Annotated in this window: 15 protein-coding genes and 1 tRNA gene; 3 read left to right on the top strand and 13 right to left on the bottom strand. The window is 56.3% G+C overall.

Annotated features, from left to right (window positions below; all coding sequences use genetic code 11):
• Nucleotides 1–513: 513 nt before the first annotated feature.
• Entirely contained in the window at nucleotides 514–4,371 is a 3,858-nt protein-coding gene (locus tag BUE18_RS03375; protein WP_073472815.1) for a NosD domain-containing protein, read from the bottom strand.
• 501 nt (nucleotides 4,372–4,872) lie between these two features.
• On the opposite strand from BUE18_RS03375, the gene BUE18_RS03370 reads away from it, so the two are divergent.
• Entirely contained in the window at nucleotides 4,873–5,976 is a 1,104-nt protein-coding gene (locus BUE18_RS03370) for a lipase secretion chaperone (RefSeq protein WP_073472813.1), read from the top strand.
• A gap of 205 nt (nucleotides 5,977–6,181) precedes the next feature.
• Here the strand turns inward: BUE18_RS03370 and BUE18_RS03365 are convergent, their stop codons facing one another.
• The 12 genes from BUE18_RS03365 to BUE18_RS03310 form a co-directional block, all read right to left on the bottom strand.
• Nucleotides 6,182–6,994 carry an MBL fold metallo-hydrolase gene (locus BUE18_RS03365; RefSeq protein ID WP_073472811.1) on the bottom strand — a complete coding sequence of 271 codons (813 nt, stop codon included), beginning with the start codon at nucleotides 6,992–6,994 and terminating at the stop codon, nucleotides 6,182–6,184.
• A 224-nt stretch (nucleotides 6,995–7,218) separates the two neighbouring features.
• A complete protein-coding gene (dut, locus tag BUE18_RS03360) occupies nucleotides 7,219–7,683 on the bottom strand; it encodes a dUTP diphosphatase (protein ID WP_073472810.1) in 465 nt (154 codons plus the stop codon).
• Nucleotides 7,684–7,691: 8 nt separating this feature from the next.
• Nucleotides 7,692–8,948 (bottom strand): M16 family metallopeptidase, encoded by a 1,257-nt coding sequence (locus tag BUE18_RS27420; RefSeq protein ID WP_073472895.1) that lies wholly within the window; start codon nucleotides 8,946–8,948, stop codon nucleotides 7,692–7,694.
• Complete coding sequence (gene pnp, locus BUE18_RS03350; protein WP_073472808.1) at nucleotides 8,893–11,031, bottom strand: polyribonucleotide nucleotidyltransferase; 2,139 nt, start codon at nucleotides 11,029–11,031, stop codon at nucleotides 8,893–8,895. The genes BUE18_RS27420 and pnp overlap by 56 nt, the downstream gene beginning before the upstream one ends.
• A gap of 97 nt (nucleotides 11,032–11,128) precedes the next feature.
• Complete coding sequence (gene rpsO / locus BUE18_RS03345) at nucleotides 11,129–11,398, bottom strand: 30S ribosomal protein S15 (protein WP_073472806.1); 270 nt, start codon at nucleotides 11,396–11,398, stop codon at nucleotides 11,129–11,131.
• A 23-nt stretch (nucleotides 11,399–11,421) separates the two neighbouring features.
• Nucleotides 11,422–12,435 carry a tRNA pseudouridine(55) synthase TruB gene (truB, locus tag BUE18_RS03340; RefSeq protein WP_170868247.1) on the bottom strand — a complete coding sequence of 338 codons (1,014 nt, stop codon included), beginning with the start codon at nucleotides 12,433–12,435 and terminating at the stop codon, nucleotides 11,422–11,424.
• Between the two features lie 5 nt (nucleotides 12,436–12,440).
• Entirely contained in the window at nucleotides 12,441–12,812 is a 372-nt protein-coding gene (rbfA, locus tag BUE18_RS03335; protein ID WP_073472802.1) for a 30S ribosome-binding factor RbfA, read from the bottom strand.
• Nucleotides 12,809–13,096 (bottom strand): DUF503 domain-containing protein, encoded by a 288-nt coding sequence (locus tag BUE18_RS03330; RefSeq protein ID WP_073472800.1) that lies wholly within the window; start codon nucleotides 13,094–13,096, stop codon nucleotides 12,809–12,811. Before BUE18_RS03330 ends, rbfA begins: the two co-directional genes overlap by 4 nt.
• Nucleotides 13,097–13,150: 54 nt before the next feature.
• On the bottom strand, nucleotides 13,151–16,285 hold the full coding sequence (infB, locus tag BUE18_RS03325) for a translation initiation factor IF-2 (protein WP_073472798.1): 3,135 nt from the start codon (nucleotides 16,283–16,285) through the stop codon (nucleotides 13,151–13,153).
• A 187-nt stretch (nucleotides 16,286–16,472) separates the two neighbouring features.
• Nucleotides 16,473–17,939 (bottom strand): transcription termination factor NusA, encoded by a 1,467-nt coding sequence (gene nusA / locus BUE18_RS03320; RefSeq protein WP_073472796.1) that lies wholly within the window; start codon nucleotides 17,937–17,939, stop codon nucleotides 16,473–16,475.
• Nucleotides 17,933–18,481 carry a ribosome maturation factor RimP gene (locus BUE18_RS03315; protein WP_083610731.1) on the bottom strand — a complete coding sequence of 183 codons (549 nt, stop codon included), beginning with the start codon at nucleotides 18,479–18,481 and terminating at the stop codon, nucleotides 17,933–17,935. The genes nusA and BUE18_RS03315 overlap by 7 nt, the downstream gene beginning before the upstream one ends.
• Before the next feature lie 220 nt (nucleotides 18,482–18,701).
• Nucleotides 18,702–18,777: transfer RNA gene (locus BUE18_RS03310), tRNA-Gly, on the bottom strand.
• A 313-nt stretch (nucleotides 18,778–19,090) separates the two neighbouring features.
• Between BUE18_RS03310 and BUE18_RS03300 the strand changes: the two genes are divergently transcribed.
• Both BUE18_RS03300 and BUE18_RS03295 read left to right on the top strand, forming a co-directional pair.
• Nucleotides 19,091–19,453: an ArsR/SmtB family transcription factor gene (locus tag BUE18_RS03300; protein WP_073472792.1), complete on the top strand. Its 363-nt coding sequence runs from the start codon at nucleotides 19,091–19,093 to the stop codon at nucleotides 19,451–19,453.
• Between the two features lie 88 nt (nucleotides 19,454–19,541).
• Nucleotides 19,542–20,654 (top strand): permease, encoded by a 1,113-nt coding sequence (locus BUE18_RS03295; protein ID WP_139264593.1) that lies wholly within the window; start codon nucleotides 19,542–19,544, stop codon nucleotides 20,652–20,654.
• Nucleotides 20,655–20,664: the final 10 nt, after the last annotated feature.

The raw sequence follows: 20,664 nt of genomic DNA, 5'->3' as shown, positions 1-20,664 counted from the left end.
GGAAGTCAAGACGCCGGAGAGTGTAGGGCATGGGGTCAAATCTACGTTTGACGTTTGAGAAAGTTGGATAGTCCGGGATGCATTCCCACGCGTACAGCCCGCATCGCAAAAAAACAACTACTGCGATACGAGCTGACAGCATGGGAACGAGAGAAAAGCAGAAACATTAATCCAGCCATAATTGCTGTGAAGCCGCGTCCTTTTTTGCTAAACCCAACAACTGGCTCCGACCTCTCTTCCATGGGGCAGGCTTCAAAGGGCGATTGCTGCAATTTTTGTTGGGTTTGAAGTCCAACAGCACCGTTGCCAGCTTGAAGGTCCATCCCTGGACTTCTTAACCCGACCTACGGCTTTTCATGATGCGACAAAGGTCGAGTATTTCTTATATAATATCGTTATTGCAACAAAAATGCCAATCTTCCAATACGCCCGATGGCCTCCTCGCGAAATAGAACAGAAAGCCTCGGCGGCGCCTCATACGCATCCTATCAATGGAAAAAGACGCCCCTTTTGCTATTCCGCCAATTCCCGAAGGATGTAAATCAGGTCCTCCTGCTCCACCTTTTGGTTGCCCGTGGGGTCCTGGTCAAAGGAGACAGCCCTTTCCTTTCCCGTGAGAATCTCCAAGCCCAGGAGGCAATCCTGCAGGGTTAAGGCCTCATCCGCGTTGTAGTCGCCCAAGGGGACCTGGGAGCAGTCCATATCAATAGTTCTGCTTGTGGATTTGCTGATGCCCTCGCCGCAAGTGTTGGTGAACATGACGATGAGCTCATATTCCACGCAGCCCGACAAACCGGAGGCGATGTCCTGGATAGGCGCAACCCAGGAAGTCGCACTGCTGGAAAGGGAGACGGAGTAAATCTCGTCGTGATTCACTTCCAGCATGACCTTGATTTGCGCTTCGCTTCCCACGGCCGCGGTCCAGGGCGTCCATTCCACAAACAGGCTTTTATCGCCTTTTATTCGTGTGGAGACCTCGGGAAACTGGCCGGGAAAAGATCCGGACAAAACGCCGGTTTCCTCGGCGCCAAAGGCTGCCACGGAGTACGTTCCGTCAATAAAGCGCTCTTGCAGGGAGTTTTCTTCGAGGCGGAACGGAATGCCGAACTCCTCATTCAAGGGCGTCGTCAGGGTCAGGCCCTGCATTTCAGACTCGCCTGTGACTTCGTACTCGATGGCGCCTTCCTGGTCCATTTCCTGGTTCAGGGCCAACTCCCAGGTCAGGTCCAGGCCGCTGCCCTGTACATCGGTTTCGTCGGCCCCGGCGTCGTACATGCCGCCCTGAATGCGCGGTTCTCCGTCATAATCCCGTTCAGGAACTCCGTTATGAAAGATTGCTGTGTACTCTTCCGTCTTGGACAGGCCGGCGTCCATGATGTCATCGTGCATTTTAAGAAAATTCGCCCCCAGGGTGAGGGTTCTATCATACAGAGCCTCGTCGGTTTGAAAAAAGCCCGAGTAGGAAACAGGGCTCGCCTTTGGAGGCAGATAGATGTAGTTGTCCACGTTTTTCTTGGAAGCGTCGCCGCCAAAGGTCACGACCTTTACTTCTGCACTGCACGGCCCCTCGGTCATAAACAAAAGCCAGCTTCCAAAAAACCGGCTGTTATCCGCCTGGGTCGATATACGCTCGCCCGTTCCTGACATGGCGCCCTGGCACTCGGCAGGGTCGTCGTCCGCAAGGGTTCCTGTGTAGGTCAAGCTGTTCATGTCAGCGCTGAATTGAGCAGCAATGTGCTCGGTCCATCCCTTGGAAGGATCGGAAACCCATACCCCCACGGTGTCGATTGTTAAGGTGTCCGACGCCACAGCAATCTGGCGCTCGGCAAAATCATCGCCGTCGTCGTATCGAAAGGAGAAGGAAAAGTCAGAGCCTTCCGCCGGAAGATAGATGTAGTACTCTGCGCCGATGCGTTTTGCGTCATTGCCGATTTCCACCACCTTGCCATTTTCCGTGCAGGCGCCCAGGGTTTCATCAATAATATAATTTCCGTAAAACCTGGTATTGGGGCCTGCCTCAGCTACCCTGGCCCCTGAGCCTGTAATGACCCCCTGGCATTGGTCCGCGTCGTCGTCCTGGCTGGTCCCGGAGTAGGTGAACGAGTTCAGGTCAGCGGCGAAAACGGCTGTAATCTGCTCTGACCAGGTATTATCCGGGTTGTCGACGGCGTAGCCCTCATTATTCAAGGTGATGGAATCGCCGCTGATGGACGTGGACCATTGGCAGTAATCGCCGTCCATGTTTTCCCCGGAAAAGGTGAAGCTGGTCCCGGAAGCTGGCAGATACAAATAATTGTCGTATCCTATCCGGCCGGGGTCGCCGCCGATGACAAAAAACTTGGTTTCTTCGTCGCAGGACCCTTCCGTCCCGGTAATCATATAAGCGCCGTAAAAACGCTTATTATTCCCATCGCCGTCAAGCCTGACGCCGGTTCCGCTTTTAGCGCCCACGCAGGCCTCGTCGCCGTCCTCGGACAAGGCGCCGGAAAAGGTAAAGCTGTTGTAGTCCTCAGCGAATGTGACCGTGTAATTGTCCGCCCATCCCTGGTAAGAGTAGCCGGCCCATACGCCTTGATCCGTGATTGTTATAACCTTATCGGAAATGAGCATGGACATGGTGCGGGCGTCCAGATCAAGTTCGGTCCATTGGTGCTGAAAGGAGCCGCCGGCCGCGGGAATGTATAGATAATTCTGGTTATACACCCTGGTCGGATCGTTTCCCACTTCCACAATTTTAGTGACGGGATCGCAGTCGCCCACCGTTTCCGTCACCTGATACGTCCCGAAAAAATGGGAATTCGGCCCTTCGTCCGGTATTCGCGTCGCCATGCCGCCGGCGGCGCCGCGGCACGCGGTCCCGCTGGTATCCGTAATAACGCCGCCCACATCCAGGTATTCATATTGGGTGGAGGGGGGGGCTATGTTTATGCCTGGAGAAGAATTCTGAAGATGGTAGTCGCCGCTGTTTTTATCCACAAAGACGGGCGATAGCCGGATGTCGTTGGCGCCGGTGGAGTTCCCTTCATAATTGCGGGTGTTTCCATGGACCATGTTGTAATCAAAGTCAGGCGGTACCGAACAGCTTAGCTCAGAGGCGCCGCTGAAATTATTGACCGATATGTTCCGTTTGACGCGAACGGCGCCCGTGCAACTATTTAAGAGTATACCGGATGAGTTGTTAACGACGGTGTTATTCAACACATCTATTTGAGCGCCGAGCTCCGAGGATTGTACGGTAATTCCATAATCATTAGACAAAACCACATTGTTTGTGAATCTGCCGGCGCATGCCCAGGCCGCCGAGATTCCGTATCCGTTATTTCCGCTCCCGTCGGCGTTTTGATAAAAAACATTTCCATTCACGTTGACGTTCTTGGAGCCGCACTGGATTCCGCCGTGAGCGTTATCGTGAACCAGACAGTTTTCCACCACAAGATTGTCGGAGCCTTCCCCAAAGGACATTCCCGTATAGCAATTGCTTACTTCGACCCCGGAAATCGTTAAAAAATTGGTGGGTTCCCAGGTACTGCTGGAGCCGCGAACGCCTGCATAGGAGCCATGGTTTTTGACGGTCAAATCCGAAATGGCGACGCCGGTGGCGTTTACGGCGATCACGGCAAAATCGTCATAATGGACCGTTGACCATGGGTCCGGCCCTACATTGACAAATCCAATGCTCTCGTCCGGGCTAAGGTTGGCGCCGTCAATGATGGTCTGGCCCGTCCCCGCGCCTTTTAAGGTTATCGCGCTAGGGATATAAATGGGAGGATCCCATTTTAAATCCCCCTCCACAAACCTGACGTTCAGGGTCCAATCCGAATTTTCGAGGACAGGTTCAATCTTGACATACCTTGCGCTGGCTGCGCCCGCCGTGGACAAATCCCCAAAATGATACCATGAAAAAGCATCGGATGCGCTGGTCACCCGGGTCCAGGGGCCGGACGCTGAGCCTCCCACGTAATAATGGGCGTATTCACCCCAACTGTTGCCATTGGACGTCCACCAATGGACATAAAAATCATCCCCCGGCCCGTCCATGATTTCCTCTTCCATGCGCACAATGATATATCCATCAGCCCCTATTTTAACATCATCGCCCCAATTATTGGTCTTGCCTATAATTTTCCCAGGATCCGTGCAATTGCTGCTTCCCGCGACAGCCTCGGCGTTGTTGCCCTCATAAGCTGTGAACGTATAGGTTCCTGGCCCCACCTCCACCGTGTCGCCGGCCTGAGCGGCCAAAACGGCGTCCTGGATTTTGGCGTAGTCGCCGGGCACAGTAATGGTGGCGCCATGGCATAAGCCGGCTAATGGAATCAGGAAGAAAAAAAGGAAAAAGATAGCCTTTAGGGGCGATGAAATGCTGGGCATTGTCCACTCCGGAGGTTGCTTGGTTCAAATTGTATGTGTTTTCAAGGTGTATCCGGCATAGCGAATCCCCTTGCCGGAGGAAAAATTTTGGCGGAAACGGCTTTGTAAGTCAACTATGGTTGCCTCCTTTTGAACAGAATTGTTTGATTTACACTTAATTGCGGATAAAACTGTGAGGGGAAAGAATCTTTACAAACGTGCAAATTTTTTGTTTGGAATGAAATCGCTCCCCTGTTCTGAATATTGAAGCATTTATTTCTGAAGGCCGTTCATAATTCCGTGAACTTAATAGGAAAAAACCAAACTCATGGAGTGGAGGCCAACCGTTCTGGCGTCCGGAGGGATTGGCTTCTGCAATAGGGTGCAGGCCCGCCCATTCTTCGCCCATTCTTCGGTTGCGGGAATGAGGCGTTTTTGCTACATTTACTCCCAGCCTTGACCTCAAATCTTCCAAGTTTCAATTCAATAGGGCCTTTGCAGCGCCATCGGGGGGAACAATCAATGTCCGGCTTAAGCAAGTGGAAAAAAATTGGTTTGTTGTGCGGCGCCGCACTGGTTCTGATCGTCCTGGGGTATGTGCTTCTGTCAGGCGGGGATTCCCGGCGGGCCGTCTTGCCTGAAGCCGCCCCGCCCGGATACATCTTTGACAAAACCTACGACGTCCCGCTTAAGGACATTGTCAAATCCCACGGGGTCGCCTCCCCCGGAGACTCCGTCAATCAGGCCAAGGCTTCGGCCGAACCCGGCAGATACTCCCAGGTCAATGTGAGCCGGTATTTCGACGAGGGCATGGGCGTGACCGTTTTCACCCGCAAGTATTTCAAGTATCTGGAAAAAAAATTCAAGCACAGCAAAGACCTGGAAAGCCACCTTGCCGAGGTGAAGGCATTTTTGCTTTCCCAACTGCCCGAGGACGAAGCCATGGAGCTTTTCGCCCTGTATACGGATTACCTGAACTGCGAAATGGACCTGGCTTACGCCCAGGAGTCCTGGGGCCAACCCGCTACGGTGGATGAAGTGGTGGCCCTGCTGGCCCGCATTCAGGCGTACCGGCGTGATTACCTTGGCAAGGAGGTCGCCGACGCCTTGTACGGAGCCGAAATAAAAACCAAGGAGTACCGGATCCGCCGCGGCGCCATTGTGGCGGACAGGGAGCTTTACGGCGAAGAAAAGGAAGCCCTGCTGGCGCAGTTGAACGAGGATATGTGGGGAGACCAGACCTCGGATGTGGAGGCCTACGGACTGCCCTATAACCGGTATCAGGAAAAGCTGCGCATGTACCAAAAGAATTTTTCCGAAATGACCTCCCCAGAAGACAAGGAAGCCCTCACCCGGGAGTTCCGGGAGGAGTTCTTCACCCCGGAGCAGGTGGCGGCATTGGATGAGGTGGACGTCATGCTGGATGAAAAGCAGGCGGCCGAAAGCGAATTTCAAGCTCAAGAGCAGGAAATCCAAAACAATCCCGAACTGACCCAGGAGCAAAAGGACGCGGCCATAGAACAGGCGGCCGACGAAATGCTGGGGGAGGACGCCCCCGCCTATTTCCGCCGCAAAGCCATCCGGGACGGTAAAAAAGCCTTGATGCAGGAGCAGGGGTTGAATTAATGGAGGTTTACACCCAAGTTCGCAAAGGCAAGTTTTCCGCCTAACATTTTAATATTGTTGGGTTTCGCAAGCTCTATCCAACCTACATCGCTCAAAATTCACCGATAGGTTGGGTTAAGAAGTCCGGCTTTGCGCATCGCATGGCGGAAACGTGTGCGGACTTCGAACCCAACAACGAAATCACCAGGGTATGGCTGATGAGATTTCAGGGTAGATTCTTTTTACTGCAAATGTCGATGAGGTCGCCGCACACGGACTGATGAGCGGCGCAGAGCTTGGCCTTGTGTCCGTCCAGAACCGGGGCCACGGTATCCAGGGCGATTTCCGGCAGGTTGTTGGTCTCGGACAAATGCCCCAGAATGACGTGCGACAGGCCCTCATGGAGGATTTCCTCCAGCAGTTCCCGGGAGGCGTCGTTGGAAAGATGTCCGGACCGGCCTTTGATCCGCTGCTTCAAATGCCACGGATACGGGCCGTCCAAAAGCATTTGCACGTCGTGATTGGCTTCCATAAGCAGCACGTTGCAGTCCTGGAGGTGGTTTTTCACCATAGCGGTGGCGATTCCCAGGTCCGTGGCGATTCCCGCTTTGGCGCCATGGGCTTGTATGGTGAATCCGGCGGGATTGACGGCGTCGTGGCTGGTGGAAAAAGGATGAATCGTCATCCCGCCTATAGTGAATTCCTGGCCGGGAGCGAAGCCCTTGCATTTTTCCATTTTGCCCAGGCCTTTGATGGAGGCCCTGTACGTCTCCCGCGTAAAATACGCCGTATACCCGTAACGCCTGCAAAGCACGCCCACCCCGCTCACATGATCCGTATGCTCATGGGACACCAGCACGGCGCTGATGCTTCTGGGGTCGATGTCCCGTTCGGCCATGCGCCGCTCCAATTGCACGCCGGAAAGCCCTGCATCCACCAGGATGGAGGTTGTTCCGTCGGTCACGTAGATGGAATTGCCTTTGCTGCCCGAGGCCAGCACGCAGATTTTGAACGGGTTTTCCGTGGGAGAGTTCGTCATATGCCAGCATCAACTTCTTATCTTTCAAATGGATTTAAAACCAAATAACTTCGGTGCGCTAATCCCAAAATCTTCGCCCCTTCCTCCCTTTAGGGGGGGGGGGGGGAGCTTTTTTCGGCGTCGTCAAAAGACTCCCAGAAGCAAACTCCGCTCTTGGGGCGTTTCAGCCTTATTATATCCGGGTTAACAATTTTTCAAAAGCGATTATCTGAAGGCGAAAAAAATCAGACGCCGGTATGCCCGAAGCCGCCGCCGTTGCGTTCGGTTTCGTCCAGGGAGTCCGTCTCCGTCAGCCTTGCCTGGAATACGCGTCCCACAATAAGCTGAGCAATGCGGTCGCCCCGGGAGATGGTGCGCGTTTCGCGGGAAAGATTGATGAGCCCGATCTTTACCTCCCCCCGGTAGTCCGAATCAATGGTGCCGGGCGTGTTGACCAGGCTGACCCCCTGCTTGACGGCCAAGCCGCTGCGGGGACGCACCTGCACTTCGAAGCCCTGGGGAATGGCCATGGCCAGGCCGGTTGGAACCAGGGCGATGTCTCCGGGCGCCATGGCGAGATCTTCGTCCAGGGCCGCGCAAATATCCATGCCCGCAGACCCGGGGGTCATGTATCTGGGCAGGGGCAGGTCTCCGTCCTTTTCGGGATTCAATCGTTTGATCCTGATTTCCGGCTGTTCCTGGGATTGCATGAATAATCCTATACGTATCTTTTAAGGCTGTCTGGGTCCTTGACAGGGCCAAGGACGGCCAGGGCCATAGGCGGTTCCAGCAACTCGTTGGCAAGCTCCAGAATTTGCTCCCTGGTGACGGCTTCAATATTTTTTGCGGATTCGGAAATGGGTTTGTGGCGCCCGAAATTGATTTCGTTCTGGGCCGCCCTCAACATCTGGTTGTCCGTACTCTCCGCGGACATAATGAGGCTGCCAAGCACATACTCTTTGGCGCCCTTCAGTTCCTGTTCGCTCACCTTTTCCTCTTTCAAGCGGCTCAATTCCTTGTAGATGAGGTTTAGGGTAAGGTCCAGGTTGGAGGGATCCACGCCCGCGTAAACGCCGATGGCGCCGGTGTCGGAAAAGGACGGGGCGAAGGAATACACGGAATAGGCCAGGCCGCGCTTTTCGCGTACTTCCTGGAAAAGCCGGGAGCTCATGTTTCCGCCCAGAATAATGTTCATAAGGGAATACGCGTAGCGCCTGGGGTCCACGGCGCCGAGGCCCGAAGCGGCCAGGCACAAATGCACCTGCTCCAGGTCCCGGTGCTCCACCCGCAGTTCGGGCTTGTTTTTCGGCGGAACGCGTTGAGGCAGTTCAGGCCCCGGGCTCACTTGCTCGAAGGCCGGCCCGGTGAGGGAGACAAAGTCGTCATGGTCCAGATGCCCGGCTGCGGTGATGACAATGCGGCTGGGCTGATACCATTCCTTGAGACATTCCAGCAGGGAGTGGGCCTCGAAGGAAAGAAGGTTATCCGGAGAACCCAGGACGGAACGCCCCAGGGGATGCTCTCCGAAAAGCGCCTGGCCGGTCATAAGATGGACTCGGTCGTCAGGGCTGTCATCCTGCATGCCGATTTCCTGCAGGATGACAGCTCGTTCCCGAATAAATTCTTCCGGTTGAAAGACGGAATTAAGAAAGATGTCCGATAGAATATCCGTCAGCCGCGGCAAGTGCGTATCCAGAACCTTGCCATGGTAGCAGGTATCCTCCATGCCGGTGAATGCGTTGGCGTTTCCTCCGATGGCGTCCATTTCGGCCGCTATCTGGAAAGCGTCCCGCTTTTCCGTGCCCTTGAAAACCATGTGCTCGATAAAGTGGCACATGCCGTTGTTTTCAAGAGGTTCGTCCCGGGCGCCTACGTTAACCCAGACGCCCATGGACACAGACCGCACATGCGGCATGGAATTAGTGACGATTCTTATCCCGTTTTGGAGCTCCGTTTTCCGGACCGGGTTTTCCATTCTCTTCTTCCAGAAGCGCCTTGCGGCTCAGACGGATCTTTCCATCCTTGGTTAATTCCAGCACCTTGACTTTGATCTTTTCCCCTTCCTTTACCACGTCGGACACCTTTTTGACGTGCTTGGTGTCCAGTTGGGAAATATGGCACAGGCCTTCCGTGCCGGGGAGGATAGCCACAAAGGCGCCGAAGTCCATGATTTTCACGACGGTTCCTTCGTAGACGGCGCCCACTTCGGGAACGGCCGTAATGTCCTTGATCATCTGAAGGGCTGCTTCGCCTTCTTCCAGGTTCACCGCAGAGACCTTGACCAGGCCGCTGTCGTCCACGTCGACGCGGGTTCCGGTTTCCGCCTGGATGGCCCGGATCACCTTGCCGCCGGGGCCGATGATATCCCGGATTTTGTCAGGATGGATCTGGACGGTGAACACCTTGGGCGCGTAAGGAGACATTTCCTCGCGGGACTCGCTGATGGTGGTCAGCATTTTCTCCAGGATGTGCAAACGTCCCACTCTGGCCTGGGCCAGGGCTTTTTCCATGATTTCCCGGGTGAGGCTGGAAATCTTGATGTCCATTTGCACGGAAGTGATGCCGTCCTTGGTGCCGGCCACCTTGAAATCCATGTCGCCCATGTGGTCTTCGTCCCCCAGAATGTCGGAGAGAACCACAATCTTGTCGCCTTCGGCCATGAGCCCCATGGCGATGCCGGAGACGGGATTGGCGATGGGCACGCCGCCGTCCATGAGCGCCAGGCTTGCAGAGCAGACCGTGGCCATGGAGGAGGAGCCGTTGGATTCCAGGATTTCGGAAACGATCCGGATTGTGTAGTCAAAATCCTCCTTGGAAGGAAGCACTTCCTTGATGGCGCGGGTGGACAAGCCGCCGTGGCCGATATCCCTCCGGCTGGGGCCGCTGATTCTTTTGACCTCGCGCACGGAGTAAGGAGGAAAGTTATAGTGGAGCATGAAGGGACGGGTCTCGTCGCCGTACAGGGTTTCCACACGCTGTTCATCGCCGGAGGACCCTAAAGTGAGGATGCCCAGGGACTGGGTTTCGCCGCGGGTGAACAGGGCGGAGCCGTGGGTCCGGGGCAGAATGCCCACTTCGCAGGTAATGGGCCGGACTTCATCGAAGCGCCGTCCGCCGATGCGGCGGCCTTCGTCCAACACCATGGCGCGCATAATCACGCGGGTGCGGTCATGGATGAATTCCGAGACTTCCTTGCCCCGGTCTTCGTATTCCTCGCCCAGGCCTTCCATCACGGTTTTCTTGACGTCGCGAATGGCGTCCTGACGCTCCAGCTTGTCGTTGATTTCAAGAGCCTTTTTGATCTCGGGATCAGCCAGCTCCGCCACTTTGGCGGCCAGTTCTTCGTCCTTTTCTTCAGGATCGGCCGACCTTTTGGGAACCCCCGCCTTCTCCATGAGTTCTTCCTGCATCTCAAGGAGGGGCTCCAGGGATTCCTGGCCAAAATAAATGGCGTCCAGCATTTCTTCTTCAGAAATAAATTGGCCTCCGCCTTCCACCATGACAACCCCGTCCCGGGACCCTGCCACGATGATGTTGAGGTCGCAATTTTCCTGCTGGCTGATAGTGGGGTTTGCCACCAGTTGGCCGTCGATTCTGCCTACCCTGACGCAGGCGATCGGCGTGGAAAAGGGCAGGTCGGAAATGCAAAGTGCGGCGGAAGCCCCTACCATAGACAACATATCCGGGTCGTTTTCCTGATCCATGGACAGCACGGTGGCTATCACCTGGGTTTCATAACGCCAGGTCTTGGGAAACAAGGGCCGGATCGGCCTGTCTATAAGTCTTGCTGTCAGGGTTTCTTTTTCTGAGGGCCGCCCGATTTCCCGGCGAAAATAGTTCCCGGGAATTCTTCCGGCGGCGTATACCTTCTCCTGGTACTCAACTGATAGCGGAACAAAATCAATGCCTGGGCGGAGTTCCTGAGAACCCACCACGGTTACCAACGTGATAGTTTCGCCATACGAAACCACAACCGACCCGCTGGCCTGCTTGGCCAGCTTGCCTGTTTGAATACGCAGGGGCCTGTCCCCCAAATTCCTTTCTAGTGTTACTTCCATTAGCATCTCCCGACGGTGGTCGTGCGCAAACCAGTGCTTATGTCAGCCCGCGGCGCGGCCCAAAGCCTCGTCGCAAGCATGTTGACCTCTACAATGATTACTTGCGTAGTCCCAACGCCTCAATCAATGTGCGATATCGCTGCACATCCTTATTTTTCAAATAGTTTAAGAGCCTTCTACGCTGGCCGACCAGTTTAAGCAGCCCACGCCTGGAATGGTGATCCTTTTTGTGGGTCTTAAAATGCTCGGTCAGGTAAGTGATCCGATTTGTTAACAAGGCCACCTGCACTTCCGGGGAACCGGTGTCAGAGTCATGGGTCTTGAATTGTTCGATAAGCTCTTGTTTGGTTTTCGCTGTTAAGGCCACGTTTCTCAAGCCTCCTGTGTAGGTTAACTGTTAAAACTGTTTCTTGCGTTGGGAAGCATGGGCGCACCCTTTGAATGCCTTCTCCCCACAGGACGGGTTGGGGGAAAGACGCATTCATAGGTGAAGCCTATGCCGTCCGTTTTAGGCGTAAGCACGGCAAGCAGGTCTCCCTCCTGGGAAGCCACCTTGATATGCTTGGGATTATCCTGCAGGTCTTGCCTGCCTGTTTTTTCTCCAAGGTCCAGCCATGTGAGGGCCGCCCCATGGGTGATTTTCCTGGCCGTTTGCGAGGACGCTGTATATTCGGGCATTTGACGTAATGCATGGGCCATGGGCACGACATGCTCATTGATTTTTCCCGATAAAACAAGGTCTTCCAACTGGTCGAGAGTCACGGCTTCCTCAATGAAAAAGCCGCTGTTTTCCGTACGGCGCAAGGCGTGCAAATGGGCTCCACAGCCCAATTCGCGCCCCATGTCCGCGCAAAGGGTTCTGATATACGCCCCGCCTGAGCAGCGGGCGGTGAATCCCGCCATGGGCGGGTTTATGTCAGTCACATCCAACGAGTAGATGGTGATGCGCCGCGCTTCCTTTTGCACGGGGGTTCCTTTTCGAGCCAGCTTGTACAAAGGAACTCCCTGGTGCTTAAGCGCGGAATACACCGGCGGAAACTGATCGATTTCCCCCTGGAACCTGGCCGCGGCTTCCCGGATCTGCTCGGGCGTAACCTGGGCGGCCTCCGCCTCCATCCGGGAGGTGACTTCGCCGGTCAAATCCTGGGTGTCGGTCTCGATGCCCAAGTGCATAACCGCTTCATAGGTTTTGTCGCCATGAAGAAAAAACCTGGCCAGCCGGGTGGCTGCGCCCAGGCAGCATACAAGCACGCCCGTGGCGAACGGGTCCAGGGTGCCGGTGTGCCCCGCCTTTTTGACGCCCAAGGTCTTTTTGACCTTGTCCAGAGCCTTTGCGGAGGTGATTCCGGACGGCTTGTCCACCACGATGATTCCGTGGTTTACCGCCCCTTTTTCAAGCTGCATGCCTGTCATTCCTCCGGTTCCTCCGGGCTGTCCAGGGGACCGATTTCCTTCAGGATATTTTCGATCTTCCGGCCGTAGTCAAAGGACTCGTCAAAGAAAAACTCCAACTCCGGCATGTACCTGAGCCCCAATTTTTTGGCCAGTTCCCGCTTAATAAAGCCGTGGGCCTGCTGAAAGGCCTCGCCGACTTTGATTTTCTTTTCTTCTTCGCCGAACACGCAGTAATAAACCCGGGCGATCTTCAAATCCTTGGTCATTTTGACCCCTGTAATGGTGGCCCATTCCAGGCGCGGGTCGTTAATGCGTTTTTGAATGAGGGCGGACAACTCCTGCTGGATGCGTCCCGCCACTCTGTCCTGGCGCCCTATGGATTTCACAGATGCATTATCTCCATTTCCGAATCTATGATCTCACAGACGCCCATGGATTCCACAAGGTTGATGATCCGGTCCATCTTTGAGTTCAACAGTCTTTGATCGTTGCCGACCAGAGCGAAGCCTATTTCCGCCCTTTGGTGCATATCATTATCCCCGGTTTCGGCCACCGAAGCGTTAAAGTTGCTTCGCATGCGCCCCACCACGGATTTCACGATCTTTCTCTTTCCCTTGAGGGAATGGATGTCGGGTATTCTCAACACCAACACCCCGTAGCCTATAACCATACTCTATGTTCGGGCGGGTTTTTCCGGCCCGCCCGGCGCCGGTTATTTGCAGCCTTATTTCAAAACCGGCTTGATCTCTTCCAGATAATAGAGCTCCAGAACATCGCCGATCTTGATGTCGTTGAAGTTCTCGATGCCCATGCCGCATTCGTAGCCGGTCGCCACTTCCTTGACGTCGTCCTTGAAGCGGCGGAGAGAAGCCAGTTTGCCGTCGAAAATCACCACGCCGTCGCGGAGCAGGCGGACCTGGTTGTTTCTTTCCACCTTGCCGTCGGTCACGTAGCAGCCGGCGATGGTGCCCACCTTGGGAATGGTGAAGGTGTCGCGGACTTCCGCGCGGCCGGAGACGTGCTCCTTGTAAGTGGATTCCATCAAGCCCACGATGGCGTCCTTGATCTCGTTGATGGCGTTGTAAATGATGTCGTAGAAGCGGATGTCCACGTGCTCTTCGGCGGCCATGTCGCTGACCTTGGGGCTCGGCCGCACGTTAAAGGCCACGATGATGGCGTTGGACACGGCGGCCAGGGCCACGTCCGACTCCAGAACCGTACCGGTGGCGGCATGGACCACGTGGATCTTGACCTCGTCGCCGGAAAGCTTCTCCAGGGATTCGCGCAAGGCCTCGATGGAGCCCTGCACGTCCGCTTTGATAATCAGGTTGAGGTCCTTCACGTTCCCAGCCTGCATCTGGTCGAAGAGGTTGTCCAGGGACAGCTTGCTGGATTTCGCCAGTTCCGTGGCCCGCTGTTTTTGAGCGCGGTGTGAAGAGACCTGCTTGGCCACCTTTTCGTCATCCACGGCAATGATTTCATCGCCCGCCATGGGCACGCCGGAAAGGCCCAGGATTTCGGCCGGGCACGCAGGGCCGGCGGCGTCCAGGGGCTGGCGTTTTTCGTTGTACATGGCGCGCACTTTGCCGTAATGAATGCCGCAGACAACCACGTCTCCGGCGTGAAGCGTGCCTTCCTGAATCAGGACCGTAGCCACAGGCCCCCTTCCGGGATCCACCTTGGCTTCCACAACATGGCCTCTGGCCAGCTTGTCCGGGTTGGCCTGGAGTTCCAGCACTTCCGCCTGAAGGAGGACCATTTCCAGCAGGTCGTCGAGGCCTTGGCGCTGCTTGGCGGACACGTGAACGAAGATGGTGTCTCCGCCCCAGTCTTCGGGCACCAGCCCGTGATCGGCCAGCTCGCGCATGACGCGGTCCGGATCAGCGCCTTCCTTATCCATCTTATTGACGGCCACGATGATGGGAACGCCGGCCGCCTTGGAGTGGTTGACGGCTTCCACGGTCTGGGGCATGACCCCGTCGTCGGCGGCCACAACCAGAATCACGATGTCCGTAACCTGGGCGCCCCGGGCGCGCATGGCTGTAAAGGCCTCATGGCCGGGAGTATCCAGGAAAGCGATCCTGCCCTTGGGGGAGTCCACCAGGTAAGCGCCGATGTGCTGGGTGATGCCGCCGGCCTCGCCCCCGGTTACGTTGCTCTCGCGAATGGCGTCCAGCAGGGAGGTCTTGCCATGGTCGACGTGGCCCATGATGGTCACGACGGGCGGACGGTTTGACAAGGCTTCGGGAGCGTCTTCCTCGGCCTTGAGGACGGTTTCCTCCTCGAAACTGGCCTTTTCCACTTCATATCCGAATTCCGCGGCCAAAAGCACGGCGGTGTCATAGTCCAGCATCTGGTTGACCGTGGCCATAATGCCCATGCCCATCAGGGTTTTGATAAGCTCGGCGGCCTTGATGCCCAAGCGTTTGGCCAGATCGGCCACGGCGATGGCCTCGTCGATCTTGATGCGGCGCTTGATGGCCTTGGGCGTGGTGGTTTGCGTCTTTTGCTGTCTCACAGGGGCGGCCTTCTGGCCCTTTTTGCCTTTACGCATCTTTCCGGGGGTCTTGTCGTAAAGATCGGCCCCTTCCACCACGGCCTTTTTGCGGAAAGAAATCTTTTTCTTAAAGAACCTGGAATCCGTTTCCTCGGTGGTTCCGCCATCGCGGCGTCCCTTTTTCTTGCGTTTTTCCTTCTTGGCCGACGGATCGCCGCCAAGGTCCTGAGGCGCACGGGGCTGGGAAGGGCCGCCCGGTCCACCCGGACCACCCGGTCCGGCCGGCGGCTGAGGAGCGGGTTTTTGACGGGATGCAGGCGGAACAACGGGTTCCACGGGTTTTGTAGGCAGACTGATGATTTTCGCCGCAGTCTCCTTTTTCTTTTTCTTTTTGCCCTTGGGCTTGGGAGCTTCCTTGGGGGGTTCCTTGGCGGCCTGAGGCTCCTGGGATTTGCCAGACTCCTTTTCATCCGGAGCTTTGGCCTTTTCTTCGGATTTTTTGTCTTCCGCAGGTTGAGCGGGCTCTTCGGCCTTGGCTCCTTCCTGGGGAGCTTCCGGAGCGGCTTTCCGCTCTTCCTGGGCCTTGGGCTCTTCCTCCGGCTTGGCAGGCGTCTCTTCTTCGGCTTTGGCCTCAACCTTGGCTTCCGGCTTGGCTTCCGGCTTGGCCTCGGGCTGTTCCCGGGGCTCGGCGGGAGCATCGGCGGCCTTGGCCGGAGCAGCCTGTTTTTCCTCAGGCGGTTCCGCAGGCGCGGGAGCTTCCTTGGGCGGCTCGGGCTCGGCCGGCTGGGCCGGCTCGGGCTTGGCTATGATCTTGGCCTTTTCCCCCGGAGGAGTCACATCCACCTTTTTCGAGGGTGCGGGCTTGGCTTCCGCCTTGGGAGCCTCTTCCGGCTCTTCCTTGGCGTGGACGGGAGCAGCCTTTTCGGGCGCAGGGGCGCCCTCTTCAGCCTTGGATTCTTCCGCGGCGGGAGCAGCCGCTAGGGGCTCGGGCGCTTTTTCGGCAACGGGTTCCGGAGCCTTTTCGGCTTCCGGAGCGCTGACGGATTCCTGCGCTGCATCCATTTCCTGCACGCCTTCCTCCGCCCCGTCTTCGGGCTTCGCCGCTTCTTCGGGGCCGCCTTCGGCCGGTTTGACGACTTTCTTACGCCGGCGAATAACGGTTGTCCCTATGCGCTTTTCCACCACGCTTTTCGCTTTAGGCCGGACCAGGCTGGCTTTCACCAAGGCCACCACATCGTCATCCAGACTGCTCATGTGGCTCCTCACAGGCGTGGGGAGGTCCATGGCCTGGAGTTTATCCAGGAGCACCTTATTGGTCATGTTGAGCTCCCGGGCTAATTCATGCACTCTGAGTTTTGCCATCCATTCCCCCTAAACCTGGTCTTGCATTTGACTGCTTCCGGTCATGTTCGGAAGTTGTTCCCGTTTCAAAAGAAGAAATACCCCTCTAAACGTTTTATGCAACCCTTTGGGCCTCTCCTGCGCCGCTGGGCGGCTTGGGCGGAAGGGCCCCTGGTTTATTCGTTTTGGTGTTCGTAATCCTATTGCCTTATTTCTCTTCTTCCGGCTCCTCTTCAGGCGCCGGTTCTTCCGCCGAATCTTCGTCCGAGCCGTCTTCAGGCTCGTCCTGCGGAATTTCTTCCTCTTCTTCGGCTTCTTCAACTTCTTCAGCTTCTTCGCTCTCTTCCGGGAACTCCTCTTCAGGCGCTGCTTCCTCCTGCTGGGCGTCCTCGGCTTCTTCAGCCTCCTGCGGCGCAGAGGCCTGCTTCTCCATGGCCATGCTGGCCATGGCTTCCTGGGCGGCGACGATGAGCGTGTCGGCCAGGGTCAGGTCTATGCCCTTGATCTGCACCAGATCGTCGGGGTCTGCGGCGGAAAGCTCTTCCACGGAGTAGAAGCCTTTTTCATATAGGGCGTCGGCGATGCTCTCGTCCAGTTCAGCCAGTTCCATGAGGGAGTTGTAGCCGTCCTGCATGGTCCTGCTGTAACGGGTTTCGCTCTTAACGTCCAAATGCCAGCCGGTGAGCTTGGAGGCCAGCCGGACGTTCTGCCCTTTCTTGCCAATGGCCACGGAAAGAAATTCGTCGGGGACGATGACTTCCATGGCATGGTTTTCTTCGTCGATAATGACCCTGGAAATCTGGGCGGGGGCCAGGGCGTTGCAGACGAACTTGGCGGAATCCGCGTGCCAGGGCACGATGTCGATTTTTTCGCCCCGGAGTTCGTGCACCACGTTCTGAACCCGGCTGCCCTTCATGCCTACGCAGGCGCCCACGGCGTCGATGTCCGAGTCGCTGGAGGCCACGGCGATTTTAGCTCTGACTCCGGGCTCCCGGGCGGCGGCCATCACGCTGACGATGCCTTCGCCGATTTCCGGCACTTCCATTTTAAACAGGCTGGTGAGGAAGTTGGGATGGGTCCGGGATAAAATAATCTGGGGCCCCCTGCCTTCCAGGACCACGTCCAGGATGAAAGCGCGAATCCGGTCCCCCCGGTGATACGTCTCCCTGGGAACCTGTTCGCGGGAGGGAAGCACGCCTTCGGTCTGTCCCAGGTTGACGATGATGTCGCCCCGGTCCATACGCTGCATGATGCCGTTGATGATTTCGCCCTTACGATCCATAAAGCTGGAGTAGACGGCGTCCCGCTCGGCGTCCTTGAGCTTCTGGATGATGACCTGCTTGGCGGATTGGGCGGCGATTCTGCCGAAAGTGGCGGTGTCCATTTTGCTGCCCAGGCTGTCGCCCAGTTCGCAGTCAGGATCCAACTCCCTGCCGTCTTCCATGGACATTTCCAGGTCCGGTTCGGTCACTTCCTCGACCACTTCCCTGAACTGAAAGACTTCCAGTTCTCCGGCTTCCTCATTATATTGGACTTCGATGTCCGCCCTGGGGCCTAATTTTTTTCGGGCTGCAGCCTGAAGAGCTTCTTCAAGGGTGGCAATGAGCACATTCCTGTCTATGCCTTTATCCCGGCTGACCTGGTCTATGACACGGCCGATGTCGCTGATCAACATGTGCTTTCTCCGTGCTTGTATTGGAGTCTGGCGGACTCGATTTCATGGAGCGCAAACTCCATGGGGACTTCGTCCGCGACTAAGGTTATCACGCCGTTTGAAGCGCCGGACAAGACGCCTCTGAATTTCTTGCGTCCCTCCCGGGGCTCCTTGGTCACAATAAGGGCCGTCCGCCCTTCGAACCGCCTGAAATGATCCTCCCTGGTCAGGGGCCTGTCCAGACCCGGCGAGGAAACCTCCAGACGATACCGGGGCATTTCATCCGCATAGGCGTCCAAAAGGTCGCCTACATACCGGCTGACCATGGTGCAATCGCCCAGGGTGATGCCCCCTTCCTTGTCCACGTACAGGCGCAAAATATAACCGCCGCCTTCCCTTTTGAACTCAGCAAGGACCAAGTCCATGCCCTCGGCTTCCAGGGCCGCTCCCGTCAGCTTCCGAACCTGCTCCAGAATCCTGTCCGCATCCACGCGGCGAATTCTGTCCTTGGAAACCCGGGGGGCGCCTTTTCGGGACTTATCTTTTTTCGTCTTTTGTCCCATATTCCTGTTCAGTCAAGGGCTTGGCCGTTTTTTCCCAGCCCTGGGGTCCAACAAATAAAAAACGGGCTAATCGCCCGTTTCCTGAACGCGGACACCTTGTGAACTTACATACGTCACCGGTCAACCGTTATCAAAAACTCCACAGCCAAAGTCAAACGTCCGGCAGTTGGTGACGAAACCGGAAGCCGCCTCGGTCAGGGAGCAGGCGAAGCCATTGTTTTGGAGCGGGCAACGAGATTCGAACTCGCGACTCCGAGCTTGGGAAGCTCGTACTCTACCAGCTGAGTTATGCCCGCCAACGCAGCTTGCAAATATGGCCTTTTTAGAGTGGGTTGTCAACTTTTTTTTAGGAATATTCGCCAAAGAGGCCTTTTACCGCCTGACGAACGAACTCCCTCTCCTCCAAGGCTGCCTTTATTTACAGCATCAGGGGGTTTGCGTCAACACCCCGGCTGCGGCGCGATTGGCCGTTTTATTTGAGGGAGGGCTTTTTTTCCCCTATGATATTATAAGCATTTCATCGGCCCTGATACGTCCCGGGCGAAAAAAACCTTCTTGACGCCGCCCTCCGCCTGCGTTATATTGCCATATAGCGATATGGAGGACGCCATGAAAGAATTCATCAAAGTCATGAAAGCCCTGTCTGACCCAAGCAGGGTGAGCATCGTAAAAATGCTGGGACGCAAAGTCATGTGCGTTTGCGAACTGCAAAACGCCTTGGGGCTGGCCCAGAGCACTGTTTCCAAGCACTTGAAAATACTTGAGGAAGCCGGGCTTATCGAATTTTACAAGGAGGGCCTGTGGGTGAACTACCGCCTGGCGGACGGTTCGGACAGCCCCTATGCGGCCAGCCTCCTGGGGCACCTGAAGCACTGGCTGGAAGACGACGCCGGAGTGCAGGGGCTGATGGCGCGGCTTCCCGACATCAATCGGGAGGAAATCTGCTCCAAGGGCCGCGCCCTGGCCAGTTAAGAACCCATACATCGATACATTCCGAAATATACAGCATATGCCGGGCGCCCCTCCCAGGGGCGGGTTTGGCGAACGGAGCAAAGGATAAATGGAACCGATTCAAGAAGATGCATGCAATTGCAAAGCCCCCCGGACGGGCGGGAACGCCGCCAGTGAGGCGGCCATGGAAAGAAAAACCTTAGCCCTGTATTTGGGCGGCAGCGTTTTTTTTCTTGTCCTCTGGTGGATTCTTTATAAAAATCTTCTTCCTCTTTCAGAAGCGGCGTCCGCCTTTTTGGCCTGGGCGGCCGGTTTTGATCTGGATGGGCATTTGGGAAGCTCCATATCCTTCTTTATCTATGAAGTTCCCAAAGTGCTCATGCTTTTGACCCTGGTGGTTTTCGGGGTGGGCATTGTACGGTCCTTTTTCACCCCGGAGCGCACCCGCGCCATATTGGCGGGCAAGCGGGAGTCGGTGGGCAATGTGCTGGCCGCCCTGCTGGGCGTAGTCACGCCTTTTTGCTCCTGCTCGGCCGTGCCTCTGTTTTTGGGATTCGTGACCACGGGCGTTCCCCTGGGCGTCACCTTTTCCTTTTTGATCGCCGCGCCCATGGTCAACGAAATCGCCGTGGTGCTGCTTTACGGCCTGTTCGGCTGGAAGATAGCCGCCATTTATGCAGGCACGGGCTTGCTTATCGCCATGATCGCAGGCTGGACCATCGGGCGGCTTAAAATGGAGAAGCACCTGGAGGACTGGGTTTTTCAGATTCAATCCGGCGGTCTGGGCGCGGAAGAGGAGGAACTGGACTGGGTCGGGCGCATTCGCTACGGCATTGAGGCGGTCAGGGACATTGTGGGCAAGGTGTGGCTCTACGTGATGCTTGGCATCGCCGTGGGAGCGGGTATTCATGGATACGTCCCCGAGGGCTTTATGGCTTCCTTTATGGGCAAGTCCGCCTGGTGGTCGGTTCCCGCCTCCGTATTGGTGGGAATCCCCATGTACTCCAACGCCGCCGGGATCATCCCCATTGTCCAGGCTTTGCTGGGCAAGGGCGCGGCCCTGGGAACGGTTTTGGCCTTCATGATGTCGGTCATCGCCCTTTCCCTGCCCGAGATGATCATCCTGCGGAAGGTCTTGAAGCCCCGCCTGATAGCCGTCTTTATCGGCGTGGTGGCCCTAGGAATCCTGCTGGTGGGATACATTTTCAACTTCCTGTTTTAGACGCGAGGGT

The organism is Desulfatibacillum alkenivorans DSM 16219 (genome assembly GCF_900142135.1).
Taxonomy (GTDB): domain Bacteria; phylum Desulfobacterota; class Desulfobacteria; order Desulfobacterales; family Desulfatibacillaceae; genus Desulfatibacillum; species Desulfatibacillum alkenivorans.
This window is presented reverse-complemented; position numbering and strand designations above follow the sequence as displayed.

Excerpts from the sequence above, each read along its gene's own strand:
- BUE18_RS03330 (WP_073472800.1), bottom strand. The coding sequence starts at position 13,096 with ATGGTTATAGGCTACGGGGTGTTGGTGTTGAGAATACCCGACATCCAT.
- BUE18_RS03370 (WP_073472813.1), top strand. The coding sequence starts at position 4,873 with ATGTCCGGCTTAAGCAAGTGGAAAAAAATTGGTTTGTTGTGCGGCGCC.
- BUE18_RS27420 (WP_073472895.1), bottom strand. The coding sequence starts at position 8,948 with ATGGAAAACCCGGTCCGGAAAACGGAGCTCCAAAACGGGATAAGAATC.
- pnp (WP_073472808.1), bottom strand. The coding sequence starts at position 11,031 with ATGGAAGTAACACTAGAAAGGAATTTGGGGGACAGGCCCCTGCGTATT.
- BUE18_RS03315 (WP_083610731.1), bottom strand. The coding sequence starts at position 18,481 with ATGGGACAAAAGACGAAAAAAGATAAGTCCCGAAAAGGCGCCCCCCGG.
- infB (WP_073472798.1), bottom strand. The coding sequence starts at position 16,285 with ATGGCAAAACTCAGAGTGCATGAATTAGCCCGGGAGCTCAACATGACC.
- dut (WP_073472810.1), bottom strand. The coding sequence starts at position 7,683 with ATGCAATCCCAGGAACAGCCGGAAATCAGGATCAAACGATTGAATCCC.
- BUE18_RS03295 (WP_139264593.1), top strand. The coding sequence starts at position 19,542 with ATGGAACCGATTCAAGAAGATGCATGCAATTGCAAAGCCCCCCGGACG.
- BUE18_RS03365 (WP_073472811.1), bottom strand. The coding sequence starts at position 6,994 with ATGACGAACTCTCCCACGGAAAACCCGTTCAAAATCTGCGTGCTGGCC.
- BUE18_RS03375 (WP_073472815.1), bottom strand. The coding sequence starts at position 4,371 with ATGCCCAGCATTTCATCGCCCCTAAAGGCTATCTTTTTCCTTTTTTTC.
- nusA (WP_073472796.1), bottom strand. The coding sequence starts at position 17,939 with ATGTTGATCAGCGACATCGGCCGTGTCATAGACCAGGTCAGCCGGGAT.
- BUE18_RS03300 (WP_073472792.1), top strand. The coding sequence starts at position 19,091 with ATGAAAGAATTCATCAAAGTCATGAAAGCCCTGTCTGACCCAAGCAGG.
- truB (WP_170868247.1), bottom strand. The coding sequence starts at position 12,435 with ATGCAGCTTGAAAAAGGGGCGGTAAACCACGGAATCATCGTGGTGGAC.